Origin of the sequence: Psychromonas sp. SP041, assembly GCF_000470315.2 — a bacterium.
In the GTDB taxonomy this organism is placed as follows: domain Bacteria; phylum Pseudomonadota; class Gammaproteobacteria; order Enterobacterales; family Psychromonadaceae; genus Psychromonas.
Genome location: NZ_CBRF02000056.1, coordinates 1 through 23,029 on the forward strand (window position 1 = coordinate 1; position 23,029 = coordinate 23,029).

At 40.4% G+C, this 23,029-nt stretch carries 16 protein-coding genes; all 16 read left to right on the forward strand.

Features of this window, described 5'->3' with window-relative positions:
- Window positions 1–768: 768 nt before the first annotated feature.
- Window positions 769–1,149 (forward strand): preprotein translocase subunit SecE, encoded by a 381-nt coding sequence (gene secE / locus SP041_RS19690; RefSeq protein WP_025565264.1) that lies wholly within the window; start codon window positions 769–771, stop codon window positions 1,147–1,149.
- Window positions 1,150–1,158: 9 nt separating this feature from the next.
- Window positions 1,159–1,707 (forward strand): transcription termination/antitermination protein NusG, encoded by a 549-nt coding sequence (nusG, locus tag SP041_RS19695; protein WP_025565263.1) that lies wholly within the window; start codon window positions 1,159–1,161, stop codon window positions 1,705–1,707.
- Window positions 1,708–1,997: 290 nt separating this feature from the next.
- Complete coding sequence (rplK, locus tag SP041_RS19700) at window positions 1,998–2,426, forward strand: 50S ribosomal protein L11 (RefSeq protein WP_025565261.1); 429 nt, start codon at window positions 1,998–2,000, stop codon at window positions 2,424–2,426.
- Window positions 2,427–2,430: 4 nt separating this feature from the next.
- A complete protein-coding gene (rplA, locus tag SP041_RS19705) occupies window positions 2,431–3,135 on the forward strand; it encodes a 50S ribosomal protein L1 (RefSeq protein ID WP_025565260.1) in 705 nt (234 codons plus the stop codon).
- A gap of 267 nt (window positions 3,136–3,402) precedes the next feature.
- Window positions 3,403–3,906: a 50S ribosomal protein L10 gene (rplJ, locus tag SP041_RS19710; protein ID WP_025565259.1), complete on the forward strand. Its 504-nt coding sequence runs from the start codon at window positions 3,403–3,405 to the stop codon at window positions 3,904–3,906.
- Window positions 3,907–3,949: 43 nt separating this feature from the next.
- Window positions 3,950–4,315 carry a 50S ribosomal protein L7/L12 gene (gene rplL, locus SP041_RS19715; RefSeq protein WP_025565258.1) on the forward strand — a complete coding sequence of 122 codons (366 nt, stop codon included), beginning with the start codon at window positions 3,950–3,952 and terminating at the stop codon, window positions 4,313–4,315.
- A 317-nt stretch (window positions 4,316–4,632) separates the two neighbouring features.
- Window positions 4,633–8,667 carry a DNA-directed RNA polymerase subunit beta gene (gene rpoB / locus SP041_RS19720; RefSeq protein ID WP_025565257.1) on the forward strand — a complete coding sequence of 1,345 codons (4,035 nt, stop codon included), beginning with the start codon at window positions 4,633–4,635 and terminating at the stop codon, window positions 8,665–8,667.
- A gap of 75 nt (window positions 8,668–8,742) precedes the next feature.
- Complete coding sequence (gene rpoC / locus SP041_RS19725; protein WP_025565256.1) at window positions 8,743–12,963, forward strand: DNA-directed RNA polymerase subunit beta'; 4,221 nt, start codon at window positions 8,743–8,745, stop codon at window positions 12,961–12,963.
- Window positions 12,964–16,469: 3,506 nt separating this feature from the next.
- Window positions 16,470–16,862 (forward strand): RidA family protein, encoded by a 393-nt coding sequence (locus tag SP041_RS19730; RefSeq protein WP_025565713.1) that lies wholly within the window; start codon window positions 16,470–16,472, stop codon window positions 16,860–16,862.
- Between the two features lie 26 nt (window positions 16,863–16,888).
- Window positions 16,889–17,293, forward strand: a complete 405-nt coding sequence (gene tusD / locus SP041_RS19735) for a sulfurtransferase complex subunit TusD (RefSeq protein WP_025565712.1) — start codon at window positions 16,889–16,891, stop codon at window positions 17,291–17,293.
- A 25-nt stretch (window positions 17,294–17,318) separates the two neighbouring features.
- Window positions 17,319–17,678: a sulfurtransferase complex subunit TusC gene (tusC, locus tag SP041_RS19740; protein WP_025565711.1), complete on the forward strand. Its 360-nt coding sequence runs from the start codon at window positions 17,319–17,321 to the stop codon at window positions 17,676–17,678.
- Window positions 17,679–17,969 carry a sulfurtransferase complex subunit TusB gene (tusB, locus tag SP041_RS19745; protein ID WP_025565710.1) on the forward strand — a complete coding sequence of 97 codons (291 nt, stop codon included), beginning with the start codon at window positions 17,679–17,681 and terminating at the stop codon, window positions 17,967–17,969. It begins immediately after the preceding gene.
- 248 nt (window positions 17,970–18,217) lie between these two features.
- Window positions 18,218–18,592 carry a 30S ribosomal protein S12 gene (rpsL, locus tag SP041_RS19750; protein WP_025565709.1) on the forward strand — a complete coding sequence of 125 codons (375 nt, stop codon included), beginning with the start codon at window positions 18,218–18,220 and terminating at the stop codon, window positions 18,590–18,592.
- 84 nt (window positions 18,593–18,676) lie between these two features.
- On the forward strand, window positions 18,677–19,147 hold the full coding sequence (gene rpsG, locus SP041_RS19755; protein WP_025565708.1) for a 30S ribosomal protein S7: 471 nt from the start codon (window positions 18,677–18,679) through the stop codon (window positions 19,145–19,147).
- A 77-nt stretch (window positions 19,148–19,224) separates the two neighbouring features.
- Complete coding sequence (gene fusA / locus SP041_RS19760; protein WP_025565706.1) at window positions 19,225–21,321, forward strand: elongation factor G; 2,097 nt, start codon at window positions 19,225–19,227, stop codon at window positions 21,319–21,321.
- Window positions 21,322–21,395: 74 nt separating this feature from the next.
- Window positions 21,396–22,580, forward strand: a complete 1,185-nt coding sequence (gene tuf, locus SP041_RS19765) for an elongation factor Tu (RefSeq protein WP_025565705.1) — start codon at window positions 21,396–21,398, stop codon at window positions 22,578–22,580.
- Window positions 22,581–23,029: the final 449 nt, after the last annotated feature.

The following is a 23,029-nucleotide window of genomic DNA, read 5'->3' on the forward strand; positions in this document are numbered from 1 at the left end:
TGCAGGGTGTGTGTGTTGATTTTAGTTTTGGTATTAGGGAATGAATAATACGAAGCTTATTATTAACGTTAAACACAAAAGATCTGCAAGCTGAAGCGTGCGCCCCGAAATAACAAACCTACAAGCTAAAAACAGGACTCGCAGAGCTCCTCCGCTCATAAGACTAGGCTATCGCCTAATTCGCCATGCGCCCGAGTTCAAGTACTTTTGACTTTGTATATTGAATAGGGTGCCTTTGACTTTGGGGCGCTGGCTTTAGCCTGCAGGGTGTGTGTGTTGATTTTAGTTTTGGTATTAGGGAATGAATAATGCGAAGCTTATTATTAACGTTAAACACAAAAGATCTGCAAGCTGAAGCGTGCGCCTCGAAATAACAAACCTACAAGCTAAAAACAGGACTCGTGGAGTTATTCTACACTCTTAATATTTTACTTGATTCGCCATTCACCCAAGTTCAAAATATTTATCAACTTAGACAAATCTATCAAAAACCTTACTATTTTATGTGTTATTTATAGGGCGATAGAGAGGTTGCGATGGCTTTGTTTGTGTTTAATCAATAAGAATCACTCTTTTTGTAGATAATCAGGTTACAAAAGACAGAAAAATCCTTATACTTACGTCCTTTATTTTAGGGTGACGATTTTGCTTAATGTAAAAGAAATCTTTCACCTATTAAACAATCGCTTATATTAGGTGGTTGTTTTACCACTTAGTAACTGATGCTAAGAACGGTACTATTAATTTTAACAGTGGATACAATGCGTTATGACTACAGTAAATTCTGAAAACAGCAAAAGCTCTTTTGATGGGCTGAAATGGACTATCACCGTTTTATTATTAGCAACAGTGATTGTTGGTAATTATTTATATGGTGAAGAAACACATGTTGTATTACGTGTGGCAATACTTTTAGTTTTAGCTGCTTTAGCAGTTGTTTCTGCTGCATTTACTGAAAAAGGCAAAACATTTATTGGCTTTGCTAAAGATGCGCGTCTTGAAGTACGTAAAGTTGTTTGGCCAACTCGCCAAGAAACAGTGCAAACTACATTAATCATCTTAGCAGTATCAACGATTGTTGGTTTAGTGCTATGGGGTCTTGATGGCATATTTGTTCGTGTCGTTTCGTTTATCACTACCTCTATTTAAGGGTTTATTATGACTGAAGAAGTTCAAAAAAAGAGATGGTATGTCGTTCAAGCCTTTTCTGGGTATGAAGGCCGTGTTCAAAAAACATTATTAGAGCACATCCGTTTAAATGAAATGGAAGAGCACTTTGGCGAAATCTTAGTACCTACTGAAGAAGTTGTTGAAATGCGTGCTGGACAAAAACGTAAGAGTGAACGTAAGTTCTTCCCTGGTTACGTTTTAGTTGAAATGGCTATGAATGATGATAGCTGGCATTTAGTGAAAAGTATTGACCGTGTTATGGGCTTTATTGGTGGAACTAAAGAACGTCCTGCGCCTATCTCTCAAAGAGAAGTGGACAACATTCTTAATCGTTTACAAGAGTCGCATGATACACCTCGTCCTCGTACATTGTTTGAAGCAGGTGAAATGGTTCGTGTTACTGACGGTCCATTTGCTGACTTCTCTGGTACTGTTGAAGAAGTTGACTACGATAAGAGCCGTTTAAAAGTATCGGTTTCTATCTTTGGTCGTGCAACGCCAGTTGAGCTTGAGTTCTCTCAAGTTGAAAAAGACTAGTTAACTAAAGCGAGTTCGCTTGGTTAGACTGCTAAAAAAGCCAATAAGGTCCGCCTTATTGGCTTTTTTGTTTTTAACAGACGAATAAAGTTATATTTGACTAAAAAAACAACAAAAGACCTTGTGAAGCAGGTAGCGTTACAGTTATAATTCGCCGCCCATTTTATTTGTTATTTTATTATTAAGATAATAAATCTAATTGGTGCTAGTAGGCTGCAATAATGCAGTCACTTACGTATTAACTGGGAAGCTGTTTTTTCAGCGTTATACCCAAATAAAGGTAATATATCATGGCTAAGAAAGTAACCGCATATATCAAGCTGCAAGTTTCAGCTGGTATGGCAAACCCGTCACCACCAGTTGGTCCTGCACTTGGTCAACACGGTGTTAATATTATGGAATTCTGTAAAGCATTCAATGCAAAAACAGAATCTCAAGAAAAAGGCGCTCCAGTTCCTGTAGTAATTACAGTATATGCTGACCGTTCTTTCACATTCGAAACTAAGACTCCACCTGCATCTTACTTACTTAAGAAAGCTGCTGGCATCAAATCTGGTTCTGCTGTACCTAATAAAGACAAAGTAGGTAAAGTAACAGTTGCTCAACTTGAAGAAATCGCTAAAGCGAAAGAAGTTGATTTAACGGGTGCCGATCTTGAAGCGATGGTACGTTGTATTGCGGGTTCTGCTCGTTCTATGGGTCTGGAAGTAGAGGGTTAATACAATGGCTAAATTATCTAAACGCATGACAGCTATACGCGCTGAAGTTGACGCAACTAAAGAATACGATATCAATGAAGCAGTAGCACTTTTACAAAAGTTCGCAACAGCTAAATTCAGCGAAAGCATTGATGTTGCAGTTAACCTAGGTGTTGATCCTCGTCGTAGTGATCAAAACGTACGTGGCGCAACTGTATTACCACACGGTACTGGACGTGAAGTTCGTGTTGCTGTATTCACACAAGGCGCTAACGCAGAAGCTGCTCTAGCTGCTGGTGCGGATATCGTTGGTATGGACGATCTTGCTGCTAAAGTTAAAGCTGGCGAAATGGACTTTGACGTTGTAATTGCATCACCAGACGCTATGCGTGTTGTTGGTCAATTAGGTCAAATCTTAGGTCCACGTGGTCTAATGCCTAACCCGAAAGTTGGTACTGTTACACCTAACGTTGCTGAAGCAGTTAAAAATGCTAAAGCTGGTCAGGTTCGTTACCGTAACGACAAGAATGGTATTATCCATTCTACTATCGGTAAAGCGACATTTACTGCTGAACAAATTAAAGAAAACCTAGAAGCTTTGATTATTGCTCTTAAAAAAGCAAAACCATCTGGCGCTAAAGGTCAATTTATCAAGAAAGTTTCTCTATCTACAACTATGGGTGCCGGTCTTAAAGTTGACCAAGCAACTCTAGTTACTGTAGTAGCGTAATTTTTTGTAGTCATTTGATGATTAATCATCAAGTGACTATACAAGGTTGCATATTGTTTGTATAATATGCGACCTTACTTTGGAGGGCCTTAGGTCTCTTCTTAGACCGTAGGTGTTAAATTTTTTGATTTAACTTAATTTCCTGCGTAGACGGTACCGGACCCCAGAAAGATTATTCTACTGGATCCGTAACCAAAATAGTGCCTCATCATTAGATGAGGGTGTTTATCTAGGGTAAAACCTAGTGGAATCCAGGAGTAAAACCAAATGGCATTAAGACTCGAAGACAAACAAGCTATTGTTGCTGAAGTCAACGAAGCTGCTAAAGGCGCTCTGTCTGCTGTAACTGCCGATTCACGCGGTGTAACAGTAGGTGCAATGACTGAACTTCGTGCAAAAGCACGTGCAAACGGTGTATTTTTACGAGTTATTCGTAACACACTAGCACGTCGTGCAGTTGAAGGTACTGACTTTGCATGTCTGGCAGATACGTTTACAGGTCCTACTATCCTTGCTTTTTCAAACGAACATCCAGGTGCAGCAGCACGTCTTTTAAAAGACTTTGCTAAAGCTAATGAATCGTTTGAAATTAAAGGACTAGCATTTGAGGGTGAATTCATTGAAGCCGCTCAAATCGACCGTTTAGCGACATTACCAACATACGACGAAGCAATTGCGAAACTGATGGCTACTATCAAAGAAGCTGCAGCGGGCAAACTTGTACGTACTCTGGCTGCTATTCGCGACCAGAAAGAAGAATCTGCAGCGTAATTGCTGTAATACCATTTTATAATCTATATATAGGAATTGACTCATGTCTCTTACTAAAGACCAAATCATTGATGCTGTTGCAGAACTATCTGTAATGGAAGTTGTTGAACTAATCGAAGCAATGGAAGAAAAATTCGGCGTATCTGCTGCTGTTGCTGCTGCTGGTCCTGCTGCTGCAGGCGAAGCTGCTGCTGAGCAAACTGAATTTAACCTAGTACTTACTGCTTTCGGTGAGAACAAAGTTAAAGCAATCAAAGCTGTACGTGCTATCACAGGTCTAGGCCTGAAAGAAGCTAAAGAAGCTGTTGAATCTTGTCCTGCTGTTCTTAAAGAAGGCATTTCTAAAGACGAAGCTGAAGCTTTCCAAAAAGAGCTTGCTGAAATCGGTGCAACTGCTGAACTTAAATAAGTTAGTTTTTCTAACTTAATAGCTATGCAAATAGCTTTGGCTGGTGATTTTTTAATCACCGGCCTTTTTGCGCTATAGGATACCGTGATTTTTCATTATTTTTTACGGTCATCGGACGCTTAAGATGATGTTATTGCCATATTGCTTCAAACGATAAAGTCAGCGAAATAAGCTGCGCCTCAAGAGCAGGTTCAAACTGAAGCCATACCGCATTAAATATCGTTAACACCAAAATAATGTGCCGCCGTTGTCATACCATTAGATTCAAACCAAGTGAGACAACTATGACCAATTTTATCAGCGAGCAAAGGAACCACATGGGTTACTCTTATACTGAGAAAAAACGTATTCGTAAGGATTTTGGGAAACGTCCACAAGTGATGGAAAAACCATACTTGTTGGAAATTCAACTAGATTCATTCAAACGATTCATTGAAGTCGATTTAACTGGAGAGGTAGGTCTAGAAGCTGCTTTTAACAGTATCTTCCCTATCGCTAGTTATTCAGGTACCTCGGAACTACAATATGTAAGTTACCGTTTAGGCGAGCCTGTTTTTGATGTGAAAGAATGCCAAATCCGCGGAGTTACTTACTCTGCTTCTTTACGTGTTAAATTACGTCTTGTTATCTATGATCGTGATGCGCCAGCAGGCACGGTTAAAGATATCCGTGAACAAGAAGTTTACATGGGTGAAATGCCACTCATGACAGAAAACGGTACCTTTGTTATCAATGGTACAGAGCGTGTTATTGTTTCTCAATTACATCGTTCTCCTGGTGTTTTCTTTGACCATGATAAAGGTAAGACACACAGTTCGGGTAAAGTGTTATATAACGCACGTGTTATCCCTTACCGTGGTTCTTGGTTAGATTTTGAATTTGACCCTAAAGACAATTTATTTGTTCGTATTGACCGTCGTCGTAAATTACCAGCGACTATCATGTTACGTGCACTTGAGTACTCTACTGAACAAATCCTAGACATCTTCTTTGATACAACTGAGTTTGTAGTTAAAGATGGTGTGATCACTATGGCATTGATTGCAGACCGTTTACGCGGCGAACAATTCAACTTTGACATCGTGAGTAAAGGTACAACTTATGTTGAATCTGGCAAGCGTATTACTGCTCGTCATATCCGTCAACTTGAGAAAGATGGCGTTAAGCAGCTTGAAGTACCGTTTGAATATTTAGAAGGTAAAGTATCAGCTAAAGATTACATCAGCAGCGAAACTGGTGAAATCATTGTTAATGCAAATGATATCTTTACACTTGAATTATTAGCTGAGCTTGCACAGTCAGGTATTAAAAAATTCGAAGCAATCTACAGTAATGAATTAGATTGTGGTTCATTTATATCAGACACATTACGTGTTGATTCTTCAACTAACCGTTTAGAAGCGTTAGTAGAAATCTACCGTATGATGCGTCCTGGTGAGCCACCAACTAAAGATGCTGCTGAAGGTCTATTCCAAAACCTATTCTTCGCTGAAGAACGTTACGACTTATCTAAAGTGGGTCGTATGAAGTTCAACCGTCGTGTTGCTATCGATGGCGATGAAGGTCCTGGTATTCTATCTAACGAAGATATCTTAAGTGTAATGAAAACACTGATCGATATCCGTAACGGTAATGGCGAAGTTGATGATATCGATCACCTTGGTAACCGTCGTATTCGTTGTGTAGGTGAAATGGCTGAAAACCAATTCCGTGTTGGTTTAGTACGTGTTGAACGTGCTGTTAAAGAGCGTCTATCTTTAGGCGACCTTGATGCAACTATGCCGCAAGATCTGATCAATGCAAAACCTATCTCAGCTGCTGTTAAAGAGTTCTTTGGTTCTTCACAACTGTCTCAGTTCATGGACCAAAATAACCCGTTATCAGAAGTAACACACAAACGTCGTATCTCTGCATTAGGTCCTGGTGGTCTAACTCGTGAGCGTGCTGGCTTTGAAGTACGTGACGTTCACGCAACTCACTACGGTCGTTTATGTCCAATCGAAACACCTGAGGGACCAAACATCGGTCTTATCAACTCGTTAGCAACGTTCTCACGTACTAACAGTTACGGTTTCTTGGAAACGCCTTACCGTAAAGTTATCGATGGTAAACCTTCTGATACAGTTGAATATTTATCTGCTATCGAAGAGGGTACTTTCGTTATCGCACAGGCATCTGCTAATACTGATGAAAACGGTATGCTTAACGAAGAGATGATTCCTTGTCGTCATAAAGGTGAAACTACCTTTATGAGTGCTGATGATATCGATTACATGGATGTGTCACCACAACAGATCATTTCTGTTGCTGCGTCACTTATCCCGTTCTTAGAACATGATGATGCTAACCGTGCCTTAATGGGTGCGAACATGCAACGTCAAGCAGTTCCTACTTTACGTGCTGATAAGCCATTAGTAGGTACTGGTATTGAACGTCGTCTTGCTATTGACTCTGGTGTTACTATTATCGCGAAACGCGGTGGTGTAATCGATTACGTTGATGCATCTCGTATCGTTGTTAAAGTTGCTGATGATGAGCTACTTGCTGGTGAAGCGGGTATCGATATCTATAACTTAACTAAATACACTCGTTCTAATCAGAATACTTGTATTAACCAAAAACCAACGTGTAAACCTGGCGAGCCAATTGTTCGCGGTGACGTATTAGCAGATGGTCCATCTACTGATATGGGTGATTTAGCACTTGGTCAAAACATGAAGATTGCCTTCATGCCTTGGAATGGTTACAACTTTGAGGATTCAATCCTTATTTCTGAGCGTGTATCTCAAGAAGATCGTTTCACTACGATCCATATCCAAGAGTTCTCATGTATTGCACGTGAAACTAAATTGGGTACTGAAGAGATCACTGCCGATATCCCTAACGTTGGTGAATCTGCGTTAAGCAAACTAGATGAGTCTGGTATTGTTTACGTTGGTGCTGAAGTTAAACCAGGTGATATCTTAGTAGGTAAAGTAACGCCAAAAGGCGAGACACAACTTACGCCAGAAGAAAAACTATTACGAGCTATCTTCGGTGAAAAAGCGTCTGATGTTAAAGACAGCTCTTTACGCGTAGCTAACTCAACTTACGCAACAGTCATTGACGTACAAGTCTTTACTCGTGACGGCGTTGAGAAAGATAAGCGTGCACTAGAAATTGAAGAAATGCAGTTGAAAGCAGCTAAGAAAGATTTAACTGAAAAGTTCAAGATCTTAGAAGAAGCTATCCACGAAAAAGCGTTGAAACTATTAGTTTCTGCTGGTCAAGAAGAAGCGCGTCTATTACAGATGCCTAAAGCACAGTGGTTTGACATCGTATTAAATGATGATGAAAAACAAACTTACTTAGACCAAATCAATGCGCAGTACGACGAAGTTAAAGCAGACTACGATAAAGAGTTTGATATTAAACGTCGTAAGATTACACAAGGTGATGATTTAGCACCTGGCGTACAAAAAATTGTTAAGGTTTACCTTGCAGTACGTCGTCGTCTACAGCCTGGTGATAAAATGGCCGGTCGTCATGGTAACAAAGGTGTTATTTCAAACATCGTACCTGTAGAAGATATGCCTCACGATGAGTTTGGTGTTCCAGTTGATATCGTACTTAACCCATTGGGTGTACCATCACGTATGAACATCGGTCAGATCCTTGAGACACATCTAGGTCTAGCGTGTAAAGGTGTTGGTGAGAAACTAGAGCGTATGATCAAAGATCAACGTGAAGTAGAAATCAGCAAAGTACGTGAATTCGTACAAAAACTTTACTCGTTCGGTGATGCACCTTGTCATGTTGACTTAAATGACTTTGATGACGAAGCTGTATTACGTCTAGCTAAAAACCTATACAAAGGTTTACCAGTAGCAACACCAGCATTTGATGGCGCTCATGAAAGTGAAATCCGTGAATTGTTACGTCTTGCTGACTTACCAGAGTCTGGTCAACTGCAATTAACTGATGGACGTACCGGTATCGATTTTGAACGTAAAACGACGGTTGGTTACATGTACATGTTAAAACTGAATCACTTAGTTGATGACAAAATGCATGCGCGTTCAACAGGTTCTTACAGCTTGGTTACTCAGCAACCACTTGGTGGTAAAGCTCAGTTCGGTGGCCAGCGTTTTGGTGAGATGGAAGTATGGGCACTAGAAGCTTACGGTGCTGCTTACACTCTTCAAGAAATGCTAACGGTTAAGTCGGATGATGTTAATGGTCGTACTAAGATGTATAAAAACATTGTAGACGGTGACCATAGAATGGAACCAGGCATGCCTGAATCATTCAACGTATTGTTGAAAGAGATCCGTTCATTAAGCATCAATATCGAGCTAGATGAATCGAACTAAAATTCGTTTTAGTTGAAAAATATGTGGCGTCTTGATTGTTGAGACGCCTAGTTTTAACTCCTATGGGAGAGTAGCGTGAAAGACTTACTCAAGTTTTTAAAGCAACAAAATAAAACCAAAGAATTCGATGGTATTAAAATCGGTTTAGCATCACCTGAAATGATCCGTTCATGGTCTTTTGGTGAAGTTAAAAAACCTGAAACCATTAACTACCGTACTTTTAAGCCTGAACGTGAAGGTTTATTCTGTGCACGTATCTTTGGTCCAATCAAAGATTACGAATGTTTATGTGGTAAATACAAACGCCTTAAGCATCGTGGTGTTATTTGTGAAAAATGTGGTGTTGAGGTAACTCAAGCTAAAGTTCGTCGTGACCGTATGGGACACATCGAATTAGCATCACCTGTTGCACACATTTGGTTCCTTAAATCACTTCCGTCTCGTATCGGCTTAATGCTAGATATGACGTTACGTGATATCGAACGTATCCTATATTTTGAATCATTCGTGGTTGTAGAACCAGGTATGACTGATCTTGAGCGTGGCCAAATCCTTCTTGAAGAAGAGTACTTGGACAACCTAGAGCAATGGGGCGATGAGTTTGACGCAATGATGGGCGCTGAAGCCGTTTTTGCACTACTTAAGCAACTTGATTTAGAGCACGAAATCAAAGGCATGCGTGAAGAGTTAGAAACAACTAATTCTGAAACTCGCCGTAAGAAATTGACTAAGCGTCTGAAACTTGTGGAATCTTTCCACCAGTCTTCAAACAAACCAGAGTGGATGATCTTAACAGTACTTCCAGTACTTCCACCTGATTTACGTCCTCTAGTACCACTAGACGGCGGACGTTTTGCTACTTCTGACCTAAATGACTTATACCGTCGTGTTATTAACCGTAATAACCGTCTAAAACGTCTTTTAGAACTAGCTGCACCAGATATCATCGTACGTAACGAAAAACGTATGTTACAAGAATCTGTTGATGCGTTATTAGATAATGGTCGTCGTGGCCGAGCTATTACTGGTTCGAACAAACGTCCTCTAAAATCGCTTGCAGATATGATCAAAGGTAAGCAAGGTCGTTTCCGTCAAAACTTACTAGGTAAACGTGTAGATTACTCTGGTCGTTCTGTAATCACAGTAGGTCCAACGTTACGTTTACATCAATGTGGTCTTCCGAAGAAGATGGCATTAGAGCTATTCAAACCATTCGTATACGGTAAGTTAGAAGCATTAGGTCTTGCGACGACTATCAAAGCAGCTAAGAAATTAGTTGACCGTGAAGGTGGTGAAGTTTGGGACATCCTTGAAGGTGTTATCCGTGAACATCCAGTGCTACTTAACCGTGCGCCAACACTTCACAGACTAGGCATCCAAGCATTTGAACCTGTTTTAATCGAAGGTAAAGCGATACAGCTTCACCCGTTAGTATGTGCTGCATACAACGCCGATTTCGATGGTGACCAAATGGCGGTACACGTACCGTTAACAATTGAAGCACAGCTTGAAGCTCGTACTTTGATGATGTCTACGAACAATATTCTATCGCCTGCAAATGGTGAGCCGATTATCGTACCGTCTCAAGATGTTGTACTAGGTCTTTATTACATGACTCGTACTCGCATTAATGGTCGTGGCGAAGGCATGTACTTCCAAAGTGCAAAAGAAGCTGAAAAAGCATACCGTGCTGGTGTTGTTGATCTACAAGCGATTGTTAAAGTACGTATGACGCAAGTTCATATTGCTGAAGACAAATCTCGTACATCTACTACTGGTTTAGTTGAAACAACAATTGGTCGTGCGATCTTATCGTTAATCATGCCTGAAGGTCTTCCTTTCGAGCATGTTGATTTGAACATGGGCAAAAAAGCTATCTCTAACGTGTTGAATGCTTGTTACCGTTTACTAGGTATTAAAGACACTGTTATTTTTGCTGACCAATTAATGTATACCGGTTTTGAATACGCTACATTGTCAGGTGCTTCTGTTGGTATCGACGATATGGTTATTCCTGATGCTAAGAAAGTATTAGTTGAAGAAGCTGAAGCTGAAGTACTAGAAATCCAAGAGCAATTCCAAGCTGGTCTTGTTACTGCGGGTGAGCGTTACAATAAAGTTATCGATATTTGGGCAAGTGCGAATGAGCAAGTGGCTAAAGCGATGATGGAAAATCTGTCTAAAGAGACAGTCATTAACGCTAAAGGCGAAGAAGAAGTTCAAGATTCGTTTAACAGCGTTTATATGATGGCCGATTCGGGTGCACGTGGTAGTGCCGCTCAGATTCGTCAGCTTGCTGGTATGCGTGGTCTGATGGCTAAACCAGATGGTTCAATCATCGAAACGCCTATCGTCGCTAACTTCCGTGAAGGTCTAAACGTACTTCAGTACTTTATCTCGACGCATGGTGCACGTAAAGGTCTAGCCGATACCGCACTTAAAACAGCAAACTCGGGTTACCTAACTCGTCGTCTTGTTGATATTGCTCAAGATTTAGTTATTACTGAAGAAGATTGTGGTAGTACTGAAGGTCTATTAGTTACGCCATTGATTCAAGGTGGTGACGTTGTTGAACCACTTCGTGAACGTGTTCTAGGTCGTGTTGTTGCTCGTGACATCATTAAGCCAGGTACTGATAACGAAGTTTTAATCGCACGTAACGTATTACTTGATGAAAAATACTGTGACTTAATCGAAGAAGCATCGGTTGACCAAGTATGGGTTCGCTCAGTAATCACTTGTAATACTGACTTTGGTGCTTGTGCACAATGTTACGGTCGTGATTTGGCTCGTGGGCACATGGTTGGTCAAGGCGAAGCAGTTGGTGTTATGGCCGCTCAGTCTATCGGTGAACCTGGTACACAGTTAACGATGCGTACGTTCCACATCGGTGGTGCAGCATCGCGTTCTGCATCTGAAAACAGTATCCAAGTTAAAAATACGGGTAAAGTTAAATTACATAACGCTAAGTTCGTCATTAACTCTGATCAAAAAGTAGTTGTTATCTCTCGTTCTACAGAGTTAACCGTTATCGATGAATTAGGCCGTACGAAAGAGAATCACCGTCTACCTTATGGTGCTGTTCTTGATAAGCAAGATGGCGCTGCAATTACTGCTGGCGAAATCATTGCTAACTGGGACCCGCATACACATCCAATCATTACGGAAGTGGAAGGTAAGATTGAGTTCATGGACTTCATTGAAGGCGTGACTATTAACAAGCAAACTGATGAACTAACTGGTTTATCAAGCATTGTTATTATTGACCCTGCACAACGTCCAAGTGCTGGTAAAGAAATGCGTCCGATGGCTAAACTAGTTGATGCTAAAGGTAATGATGTCTTCATTCCTGGTACACAAGTTATTGCGCAATATGCACTTGCTGCAAACGCAATCGTAAGCCTAGAAGATGGTGCTCAAGTACGAGTTGGTGATGCGGTAGCCCGTATCCCTCAAGAAAGTTCAAAAACTCGTGATATCACGGGTGGTCTACCTCGCGTAGCCGACTTATTTGAAGCGCGTACACCTAAAGACGCTGCGATTCTTGCAGAAGTGTCAGGTACATTAGCATTCGGTAAAGAGACTAAAGGTAAACGTCGTCTTCTTATTACACAAGCTAATGGCGATGTGCATGAAGAGATGATTCAAAAATGGCGTCACCTAAACATCTTCGAAGGTGAGAAGATTGAAAAAGGTGAGGTTATTTCTGACGGTCCTGAGTCTCCTCATGACATTCTTCGTCTACGTGGTATTAGCCCAGTGGCTAACTACATCACAAACGAAGTACAAGAAGTATACCGTTTACAAGGCGTAAAAATTAATGATAAGCACATCGAAGTTATCGTTAACCAAATGCTGCGTAAATGTATCATCACTGATGCCGGCGATACGTCGTTCTTAGTAGGTGAGCAAGCTGAAGTTGTGCGTGTTATTATTGAAAACCGTAAACTTGAAGCTGAAGGTAAAAACCTTGCTAAGTTTGAATACCAGTTACTAGGTATTACTAAAGCATCACTAGCAACTGAATCGTTTATTTCAGCTGCCTCTTTCCAAGAAACAACACGTGTTCTTACGGAAGCTGCTGTTGCAGGTAAATGTGACCAATTACATGGCTTGAAAGAGAATGTAATCGTGGGTCGCTTGATTCCAGCTGGTACTGGTTTTGCACATCACCGTACTCGTGCTGCAGCTAAAGCGAAAGAGCTTGAACCTGTAACTGAAGAGCCGATCATCGACGTAGAAGCAGCTGAGCAAAACTTAGCTGACTTACTAAACGCCGTTGATTTTGGTGAGTAAGTAGTGAATATAAGCAATTAATTTTGCTTTAGAAAAAAAGGTGCTTCGGCACCTTTTTTTATACCTAAAATTTGAGAATTAAGATCGTTTTTTATATTTTTTATTCGAGGCGTATGACCAATTAGGCGACAGCCTAGTGCCATGATCGGAGGAGCTCTGCGAGTCCTGTTTTTAGCTTGCAGTTATGTTAACTCGGGGCGCATGGCCAATTAGGCGATAGCCTAGTGTTATGAGAGAAGGAGTTCTGCGAGTCCTATTTTCAGCTTGCAGATCTTTTTTGTGTTGGTTGTCGGGCCAATTAGGCGACAGCCTAGTGTTATGAGCGGAGGAGTCTGCGAGTCCTATTTTTAGCTTACAGTTAAGTTCATTCGGGGCGCATGCTTTAGCTTGCAGATCTTTTTTGTGTTGATTTTTAGGCGGTGTACTTAATTCACAATTCGTCATTAACGATACAAAGATACAAAAACACAAAGGTACAAACAATAAACCCTAACACCAGAATCCCCTGCAGGCTAAAGCCAGCGCCCCAAAGTCAAAAGCGGTTTACCACGAAGGCACGAAAAGGGAAGAAGATTAAATCAAAGGCGATTAATGACAGGTAATGAATAAAGTGCTTTTGCTCTTTTCTTCGTGCCCTTCGTGTAGCGTAGCGCTTCGTGGTTATTTTGGTATTTTCAAATAAAAGGTCGATAATCGGAACTACTAATTTAAATTATCTTGTTTTAGGTGCGCATGGCGAATTAGGCGATAGCCTAGTCTTATTAGTCGAGGAGTTCTGCGAGTCCAGTTTTTAGCTTGCAGTTATGTTAACTCGGGGCGCATGCTTCAGCTTGCAGATCTTTTTTGTGTTGATTTTTAGATTGTGTACTCAATTCATCATTCTTCATTAGTGATACAAAGATGCAAACAATAAACCTTAACACCAAAATCCCTGCAGGCTAAAGCCAGCGCCCCAGAGTCAAAGGAACACTATTCAATATACAAAGTCAAAAGCGGTTTACCACGAAGATACGAAGGGTGAAGAAGGTTAAATCAAAGGCGATTAATGACAGGTAATGAATAAAGTGCTTTGGCTCTTTTCTTCGTGCTCTTCGTGTAGCGTAGCGCTTCGTGGTTATTTTGGTGTTTTCAAGTAAAAGGTCGATAATCGAAACTATGAAGTTAAATTGTATGGTTGTCGCTTTTGTTATTCGTGGCGCATGGCCAATTAGGCGACAGCCTAGTGTTATGAGCGGAGGAGTTATGCGAGTCCTATTTGTCGCTTGCAGTTATGTTTACTCGGGGCGCATGCTTCAGCTTGCAGATCTTTTTTGTGTTGATTTTTAGGTCGGGTACTCAATTCATCATTCTTCATTAGTGATACAAAGATACAAACAATAAACCCTAACACCAAAATCCCTGCAGGCTAAAGCCAGCGCCCCAAAGTCAAAAGCGGTTTACCACGAAGGCACGAAGAGAGAAGAAGGTTAAATCAAAGTTGGTTAATGATAGATAATAAATAAAGTGTTTTTGCTCTTTTCTTCGTGCTCTTCGTGGTTATTTTGGTGTTTTCAAGTAAAAGGTCGATAATCGAAACTACTAACTTAAATTATGTTGCTTTATGTGCGCATGGCGAGTTAGGCGTCAGCCTAGTGTCATGAGCGGAGGAGCTCTGCAAGTCCTGTTTTTAGCTTGCAGTTATGTTAACTTGGGGCGCATGCTTCAGCTTGCAGTATTTTTTGTGTTGGTTGTCGCTTTTGTTATTCGTGACGCATGGCCAATTAGGCGATAGCCTAGTGTCATGAGAGGAGGAGTTCTACGAGTCCTGTTTTTAGCTTGCAGATCTTTTTTGTGTTGATTTTTAGGTGGGGTACTCAATTCATCATTCTTCATTAGTGATACAAAGATGCAAACAATAAACCTTAACACCAAAATCCCTGCAGGCTAAAGCCAGCGCCCCAGAGTCAAAGGAACACTATTCAATATACAAAGTCAAAAGCGGTTTACCACGAAGATACGAAGGGTGAAGAAGGTTAAATCAAAGGCGATTAATGACAGGTAATGAATAAAGTGCTTTTGCTCTTTTCTTCGTGCCCTTCGTGTAGCGTAGCGCTTCGTGGTTATTTTGGTGTTTTCAAGTAAAAGGTCGATAATCGAAACTATGAAGTTAAATTGTGTTGGTTGTCGCTTTTGTTATTCGGGGCGCATGCTTCAGCTTGCAGATCTTTTTTGTGTTGATTTTTAGATGGTGTACTCAATTCATCATTCTTCATTAGTGATACAAAGATATAAAAACACAAAGGTACAAACAATAAACCCTAACACCAAAATCCCTGCAGGCTAAAGCCAGCGCTCCAAAGTCAAAAGCGGTTTACCACGAAGGTACGAAGGGTGAAGAAGGTGAGAGCAAAAACTATTAATAACAAGTAATGGATTATAGCTTTTCTTCGTGCCCTTCGTGCCCTTCGTGCCCTTCGTGTAGCGCTTCGTGGTTATTTTGGTATTTTCAAATAAAAGGAGGATAATCGGAACTATGAAGTTAAATTGTATGGTTGTCGCTTTTGTTATTCGTGGCGCATGGCCAATTAGGCGATAGCCTAGTCTTATTAGTCGAGGAGTTCTGCGAGTCCTATTTTTAGCTTGTAGATATGTATACTTGGGGCGCATGCTTCAGCTTGCAGTATTTTTTGTGTTGGTTGTCGCTTTTGTTATTCGGGGCGCATGCTTCAGCTTGCAGATCTTTTTTGTGTTGATTTTTAGGCGATGTACTTAATTCATCATTCTTCATTAGTGATACAAAGATACAAAGATACAAACAATAAACCTTAACACCAAAATCCCTGCAGGCTAAAGCCAGCGCCCCAGAGTCAAAGGAACACTATTCAATATACAAAGTCAAAAGCGGTTTACCACGAAGATACGAAGGGTGAAGAAGATTAAATCAAAGGCGATTAATGACAGGTAATGAATTATAGCTTTTCTTTCGTGTCCTTCGTGTAGCGTAGCGCTTCGTGGTTGTTTTGGTGTTTTCAAGTAAAAGATCGATAATCGAAACTACTAATTTAAATTATGTTGTTTTAGGTGCGCATGGCCAATTAGGCGATAGCCTAGTGTCATGAGCGGAGGAGCTCTGCGAGTCCTGTTTTAGCTTGCAGTTATGTTTACTCGGGGCGCATGGCGAATTAGGCGATAGCCTAGTGTCATGAGCGGAGGAGTTCTACGAGTCCTGTTTTCAGCTTGCAGATCTTTTTTGTGTTGATTTTTAGGTCGGGTACTCAATTCACAATTCGTTATTAACGATACAAAGATATAAGAATCAAAACAATAAACCCTAACACCAGAACCCCTGCAGGCTAAAGCCAGCGGCCCAAAGTCAAAAGCTAATAATCGAAGCTACTAATTTAAATTATTTTCTTTTGTTTAATCTCAGTATTCCCATTTTAAGTTTTTTCTTATTTCACGTTGTTTTTATTTTGCTTCTACTTCAATATACAGGCTCAAAATTAACTGATTAGGATAAGCCTTAAATGACAACTAAAAAAATTATTAGTACAGAACAATCGCCATCAGCAATTGGTCCATATTCTCAAGCTAATCAATTCGGTGATATGATTTTTACTTCTGGCCAAATTCCATTAAACCCAAAAACAATGGAAATTGTTGAAGGTGGTGTTGCAGAGCAAACTGAACAAGTAATGAAAAATTTATTTGCTGTGCTAGAAGCAGCCGGTGCAACTGGTGAAACAGTAGTGAAAACTACTTGTTTCATTAAAGATATGAATGACTTTGTTGCTTTCAATGAAGTTTACGGTAAATACTTTGCTACATTAGCACCTGCTCGCTCATGTGTTGAAGTTGCTCGTTTACCAAAAGATGTATTAGTTGAAGTTGAAGCTGTTGCATTTGTAGCGTCTAAATAAGTTTAATTTAGACTATAAGGTTAACAATGTCTGACCATCAAGTAACAAAATTTACGCTCTTAGTGACTGGCAACCCAGCTAGCCATCAAAGTGCCTCTAATGCATATCAATTTTGTTCTGCAGCATTAAAAGCAGGGCATAAGATGAGTGGCGTATTTTTTTATCTTGATGGTGTATTGACGGCAAGTAACCTTATTAGCCCTGCAACCGATGAAGTTAATTTACCGAGTTTATGGGCTAATTTAGCTAATGAATATCAATTTCCATTAGAAGTGTGTGTTTCTGCTTCTTTACGTCGTGGTATTGTTAATCAACAGGAAGCCGAACAATTAGCGCTTTCCAATTATAATCTTAAATCACCTTTTGTATTAAGTGGGTTAGGGCAGTTAGCTGAGTTGTCAGCTGGTTGTGACCGTTTGGTACAGTTTTAGGTTGGTGAAACTTTAGGATATGAATATGGAAAAGAAAATTGGTATTGTTAATAGACGTCCACCACATGGAACAACGCATGCACGTGAAGCGTTAGATCTTAGCTTAGCACTTTCTGCGTTTAATGAATCTTTAAGCCTTTTTTTCATTGGCGATGGTGTCTATCAATTATTGTCAAAGCATCAAGCTGATTTGATTTTACAAAAAGATTTTCAACCTATGTTACAAATGCTTGAGCTTTATGATGTTGAACAAATTTATGTTTGTCAGGATTCTCTCTCAGTAAGAAATATTTCGGTAGAACAATTAGTTATTAAAACGACGCTGTTAAGTACTGATGAAATAAATTTACAGCTTGCTATGCAAGATCAATTAATGAGTTTTTAAATGATATTACATACGGTTAATAGTTCCCCATTAAGTACTTTTTCGTTACATGATTGCTTAAAGCAATTAGCTGATAACGATATTTTATTATTAATGAGTGATGGTGTTATTGCGGCTAGTGCTTCTATTGAACAACAGTCTACCCTGTTAAAATTGCATGAAAGCCAGCGTTTGTATGTTTTACAAGATGATCTTGAAGCACGTGGTTTAGTGGTTAATGTCGGTCAAATAATCGATTATCCTGCTTTTGTGAATTTAACGATTCAATGCAAAAGCCAATTATCTTGGTAATAAGCTCTTTTTAGTTAATATTAACTTCTCCTTAAATCTCGCGACTTTGAATACTATTCCCTTTATATCTTCATCCCTTTAATGGGGATAACTATATACCTGTGCTATACCTGCGTTTTATATTTGTTGTTTTGTGAACAAAAACACAATTGCCTATTTATTGACTCGCCTTTCTATTAAGCGTAAACTCTTGCGACCCTAATCTTTAGGGCTTGATTTTTCACACACACATTAGGAGCTATTTAACAATGGCAACAATTTCACAATTGGTACGCAAACCGCGTAAGGACAAAGTTCAAAAAACTAACGTTCCTGCGCTAGAAGCGTGTCCTCAAAAACGTGGTGTATGTACTCGTGTATATACTACTACACCAAAAAAACCTAACTCGGCAATGCGTAAAGTTGCTCGTGTACGTCTAACTAACGGTTTCGAAGTAACTTCGTACATCGGTGGTGAAGGCCATAACTTGCAAGAGCATAGTGTAATCTTGATCCGCGGCGGTCGTGTAAAAGATTTACCGGGTGTTCGTTACCATACAATTCGTGGTGCACTTGATACTTCAGGTGTTGCAGCACGTCGTAACGGTCGTTCTAAGTACGGTGCTAAAAAGCCTAAATCTTAATACTTTCCGTAAGTAAGGCCAAACAAACACTATTTAATTTTAATATGTTTTGGGTAAAATCCTGAAGCGCACGGAGATAATAAGATGCCAAGAAGACGCGTCGTAGCTACTCGTAAAGTACTACCAGATCCTAAGTTTGGATCAGAAGTTCTAACAAAATTCGTTAACGTAGTAATGGTTGACGGAAAAAAATCTATTGCTGAAAAAATCGTTTACGGTGCATTAGCAACAGCTGCTGAAAAAAGCGGCAAAGATCCAATGGAACTTTTTGAAGTTTCATTAGAAAACATCCGCCCAAGCGTCGAAGTTAAATCTCGTCGTGTTGGTGGTTCAACATACCAAGTTCCTGTAGAAGTTCGTCCTTCTCGTCGTAATGCTCTTGCAATGCGTTGGTTAGTTGAAGCTTCTCGTAAGCGTGGTGAAAAATCAATGGCATTACGTCTAGCTGGTGAGCTAGTTGATGCAGCAGATAACAAAGGTTCAGCGGTTAAGAAACGTGAAGACGTTCACCGTATGGCTGATGCAAACAAAGCGTTTGCTCACTACCGTTGGTAGAAAAATATTAGCACAGGCTTTTGCCTGTGCTTTTTCGTTTCTATTTGCACAAAGCTTTATTTAAGAAGGACATTGCATTGTCACGTACAACTCCCATTGAGCGCTACCGTAATATCGGTATTGTAGCTCATGTCGATGCAGGTAAAACTACTACTACAGAGCGTGTATTGTTCTACACTGGCGTATCTCACCGAATTGGTGAAGTACACGATGGTGCAGCAACAATGGACTGGATGGAGCAGGAGCAGGAACGTGGTATTACTATCACATCCGCTGCGACTACTACTTTCTGGCAGGGCATGCAAAACCAGTATGAGCAACACCGCATTAATATCATCGATACGCCTGGACATGTAGACTTCACTATTGAAGTTGAACGTTCTTTACGTGTGTTAGATGGTGCTGTAGTTGTATTTTGTGGCTCGTCAGGTGTAGAACCTCAATCAGAAACTGTATGGCGTCAAGCTAACAAATACCACGTTCCGCGTATCGTGTTTGTTAACAAGATGGACCGTACTGGTGCTGACTTTGAATCTGTACTTGAGCAAATTCGAACTCGCTTAGGCGCTACTTGTGTCCCTATTCATCTGAATATTGGAACAGAAGAGCACTTTCGCGGAGTTATCGACCTCATTAAAATGAAAGCGATTGATTGGAACGATGCAGATCAAGGAATGACATTTCAATATGATGACATTCCCGCTGAACTATTAGAACACGCGCAAGTTTTGCACGAAGAACTAGTAGAAGCAGCTGCAGAAGCAAATGATGAGCTGATGGAAAAGTACCTTGAAGAAGGTGAACTTTCAGAAGAAGAAATCAAAGCAGGTTTACGTATTCGTACGCTAAATAATGAAATTGTACTAGCAACGTGTGGCAGCGCCTTTAAAAATAAAGGTGTGCAAGCAGTGTTAGATGCGGTTATTGACTATCTACCTTCTCCTGTAGAAGTTGAGGCTATTAAAGCTATCAACGGACACAACGATCAAGAAATAGAATGTCTTGCTTCAGATGATGCACCATTTGCTGCACTTGCATTTAAAGTAGCTACTGACCCATTCGTGGGAACGTTAACCTTTATGCGAGTTTACTCAGGCGTAGTTAAGTCTGGTGAACAAGTTTTTATTCCTATTAAAGGCAAAAAAGAGCGTTTAGGACGTATCGTACAGATGCATGCTAACGAACGTAAGGAAGTCAAAGAAGTTCGCGCCGGTGATATTGCCGCTGTGATCGGTCTTAAAGACGTCACTACGGGGGATACGCTTTGTGTTGCTGGACAGAATATTATTCTTGAGCGTATGGATTTCCCTGAACCGGTTATTCAAATCGCGGTTGAGCCTAAAACTAAGGCCGACCAAGATAAATTAGCGCTAGCACTAAGCAAACTATCTGCTGAAGACCCTTCATTCCGTGTTGAAACGAATGAAGAGTCTGGACAAATATTGATCTCTGGTATGGGTGAACTTCACCTAGATATTATAGTCGATCGTATGCGTCGTGAGTTTTCTGTTAACTGTAACGTGGGTAATCCTCAAGTTGCATACCGTGAGACCATCCGTAAAACGGTTGAGATCGAAGGTAAATTTATTCGTCAAGGCGAAGGACCTAGCCATTATGGTCATGTCCAACTAAGATTAGAGCCGCTGGAAAGTGGTTCTGGTTTTGAATTTGTGAATGAAATGGCTGCGAATGTTTTCCCTAAAGAATACATTCCAGCGGTGAGCAAAGGCTGTGAAGAACAAATGAACCAAGGTGTGCTTGCTGGTTATCCAATGCTTGACGTACGAGTCACTTTATTAAATGGTTCTTACCATGAGGTTGACTCTAGCGAAATGGCATTTAAAATTGCTGGTATGATAGGTTTTAGAGATGGGGCATTAAAAGCTGATGCAACAATTCTTGAACCTGTGATGAAAGTGGAAGTAACTACTCCTGAAGATTGGATGGGGACTGTTGTTGGCGATCTTAATAGTCGTCGTGGTATTATAGATGGAATGGACGATGGCCCTGGTGGCGTTAAGATCGTACATGCTAAAGTACCGCTGTCTGAAATGTTCGGTTATGCAACCGCAGTTCGTTCAGCAACACAAGGTCGAGCATCTTATTCTATGGAGTTTTTAGAATATGCCGATGCGCCTAAAAAAATTGCTAACGCAATTATTGAAGCGAAATAAAAAATAAATTAAACTAACGCCTTTCCATGTGATGGCATGTGGAGAGGTATTTACTGATAAAGAAGGTACACACTGTGTCTAAAGAAAAATTTGAACGTAATAAACCACATGTAAACGTAGGTACAATTGGCCACGTTGACCATGGTAAAACTACTTTAACAGCTGCAATCTCTGCTGTATTAACTAAGAAATTCGGTGGCGACATCCGTGATTTCTCTGCAATCGATAATGCTCCAGAAGAGCGTGAACGTGGTATTACAATCAATACTTCTCACATCGAATACGATACAGAAACTCGTCACTACGCACACGTAGACTGTCCTGGACATGCCGATTATGTTAAAAACATGATCACTGGTGCTGCTCAAATGGATGGCGGTATCTTAGTTGTTGCTGCTACAGATGGTCCTATGCCACAAACTCGTGAGCACATCCTACTTTCTCGTCAAGTTGGTGTTCCACACTTAGTTGTTTTCTTAAACAAATGTGACATGGTTGATGATGAAGAGCTACTAGAATTAGTAGAAATGGAAGTTCGTGAACTTCTTTCTGAATATGATTTCCCAGGTGATGACCTACCAGTTATCCTTGGTTCAGCGCTTAAAGCTCTTGAAGGCGAAGCTGAATGGGAAGAAAAAATCCTTGAACTTGCTGATGCACTAGATACTTATATCCCTCTTCCAGAGCGTGATATCGACAAACCATTCATCCTACCAATTGAAGATGTATTCTCAATTGCTGGTCGTGGTACTGTTGTTACTGGTCGTGTTGAGCGCGGTATCATCAAAGTTGGCGAATCTGTTGAGATCGTTGGTCTTAAAGATACAGTTACAACTACTTGTACTGGTGTTGAAATGTTCCGTAAACTGCTTGACGAAGGTCGTGCTGGTGAGAACGTTGGTGTTCTTTTACGTGGTACTAAACGTGAAGACGTTGAACGTGGTCAAGTTCTAGCTAAGCCTGGTTCTATCAAGCCGCATACTAAGTTCGAATCTGAAGTATACGTACTAAGTAAAGATGAAGGTGGTCGTCATACTCCATTCTTCAAAGGTTACCGTCCACAGTTCTACTTCCGTACAACTGACATCACTGGTGCTGTTGAGCTTCCAGAAGGTGTTGAAATGGTAATGCCTGGTGATAACCTTAAGTTCGTTGTTGAACTAATTGGTCCAATCGCTATGGATGAAGGTCTACGTTTCGCAATCCGCGAAGGTGGCCGTACTGTAGGTGCTGGTGTTGTTTCTACTATCATCGCGTAATTTATAATTACACGTTTTTAGTTAAACAATATTCAAAAAAGAGAGCTTAGGCTCTCTTTTTTTATGCCTATAGAAAAGTTGAAAGTCTCCATTTCGCAATTCGCGAAGGTGGCACTATACCAAATGCGTGTCGGTGCAGGTGTTGTTTTTTTGACTTTGTGGCGCTGGCTTTAGTCTGCAGGGATTCTGGTGCTAGGGTTTACTTTTTTTGATCTTTGTAACACGAATGATCAATTGAATAATCGATCCAACAATCAACACAAAAAAGATCTGCAAGCTGAAGCATGCGTCCCGAAAGTCAAAAAACTGCAGTTTTTTGAGAGTTATACCATTTCCGATAAATATGTGATCTAATTAAGTTTCTTACAAAGGAGCTAATATGAGTCACAATTTTGCTGAATTAATTAATGCGACAACCAATGCGAGACAACGATTAAAACTACTCGCTG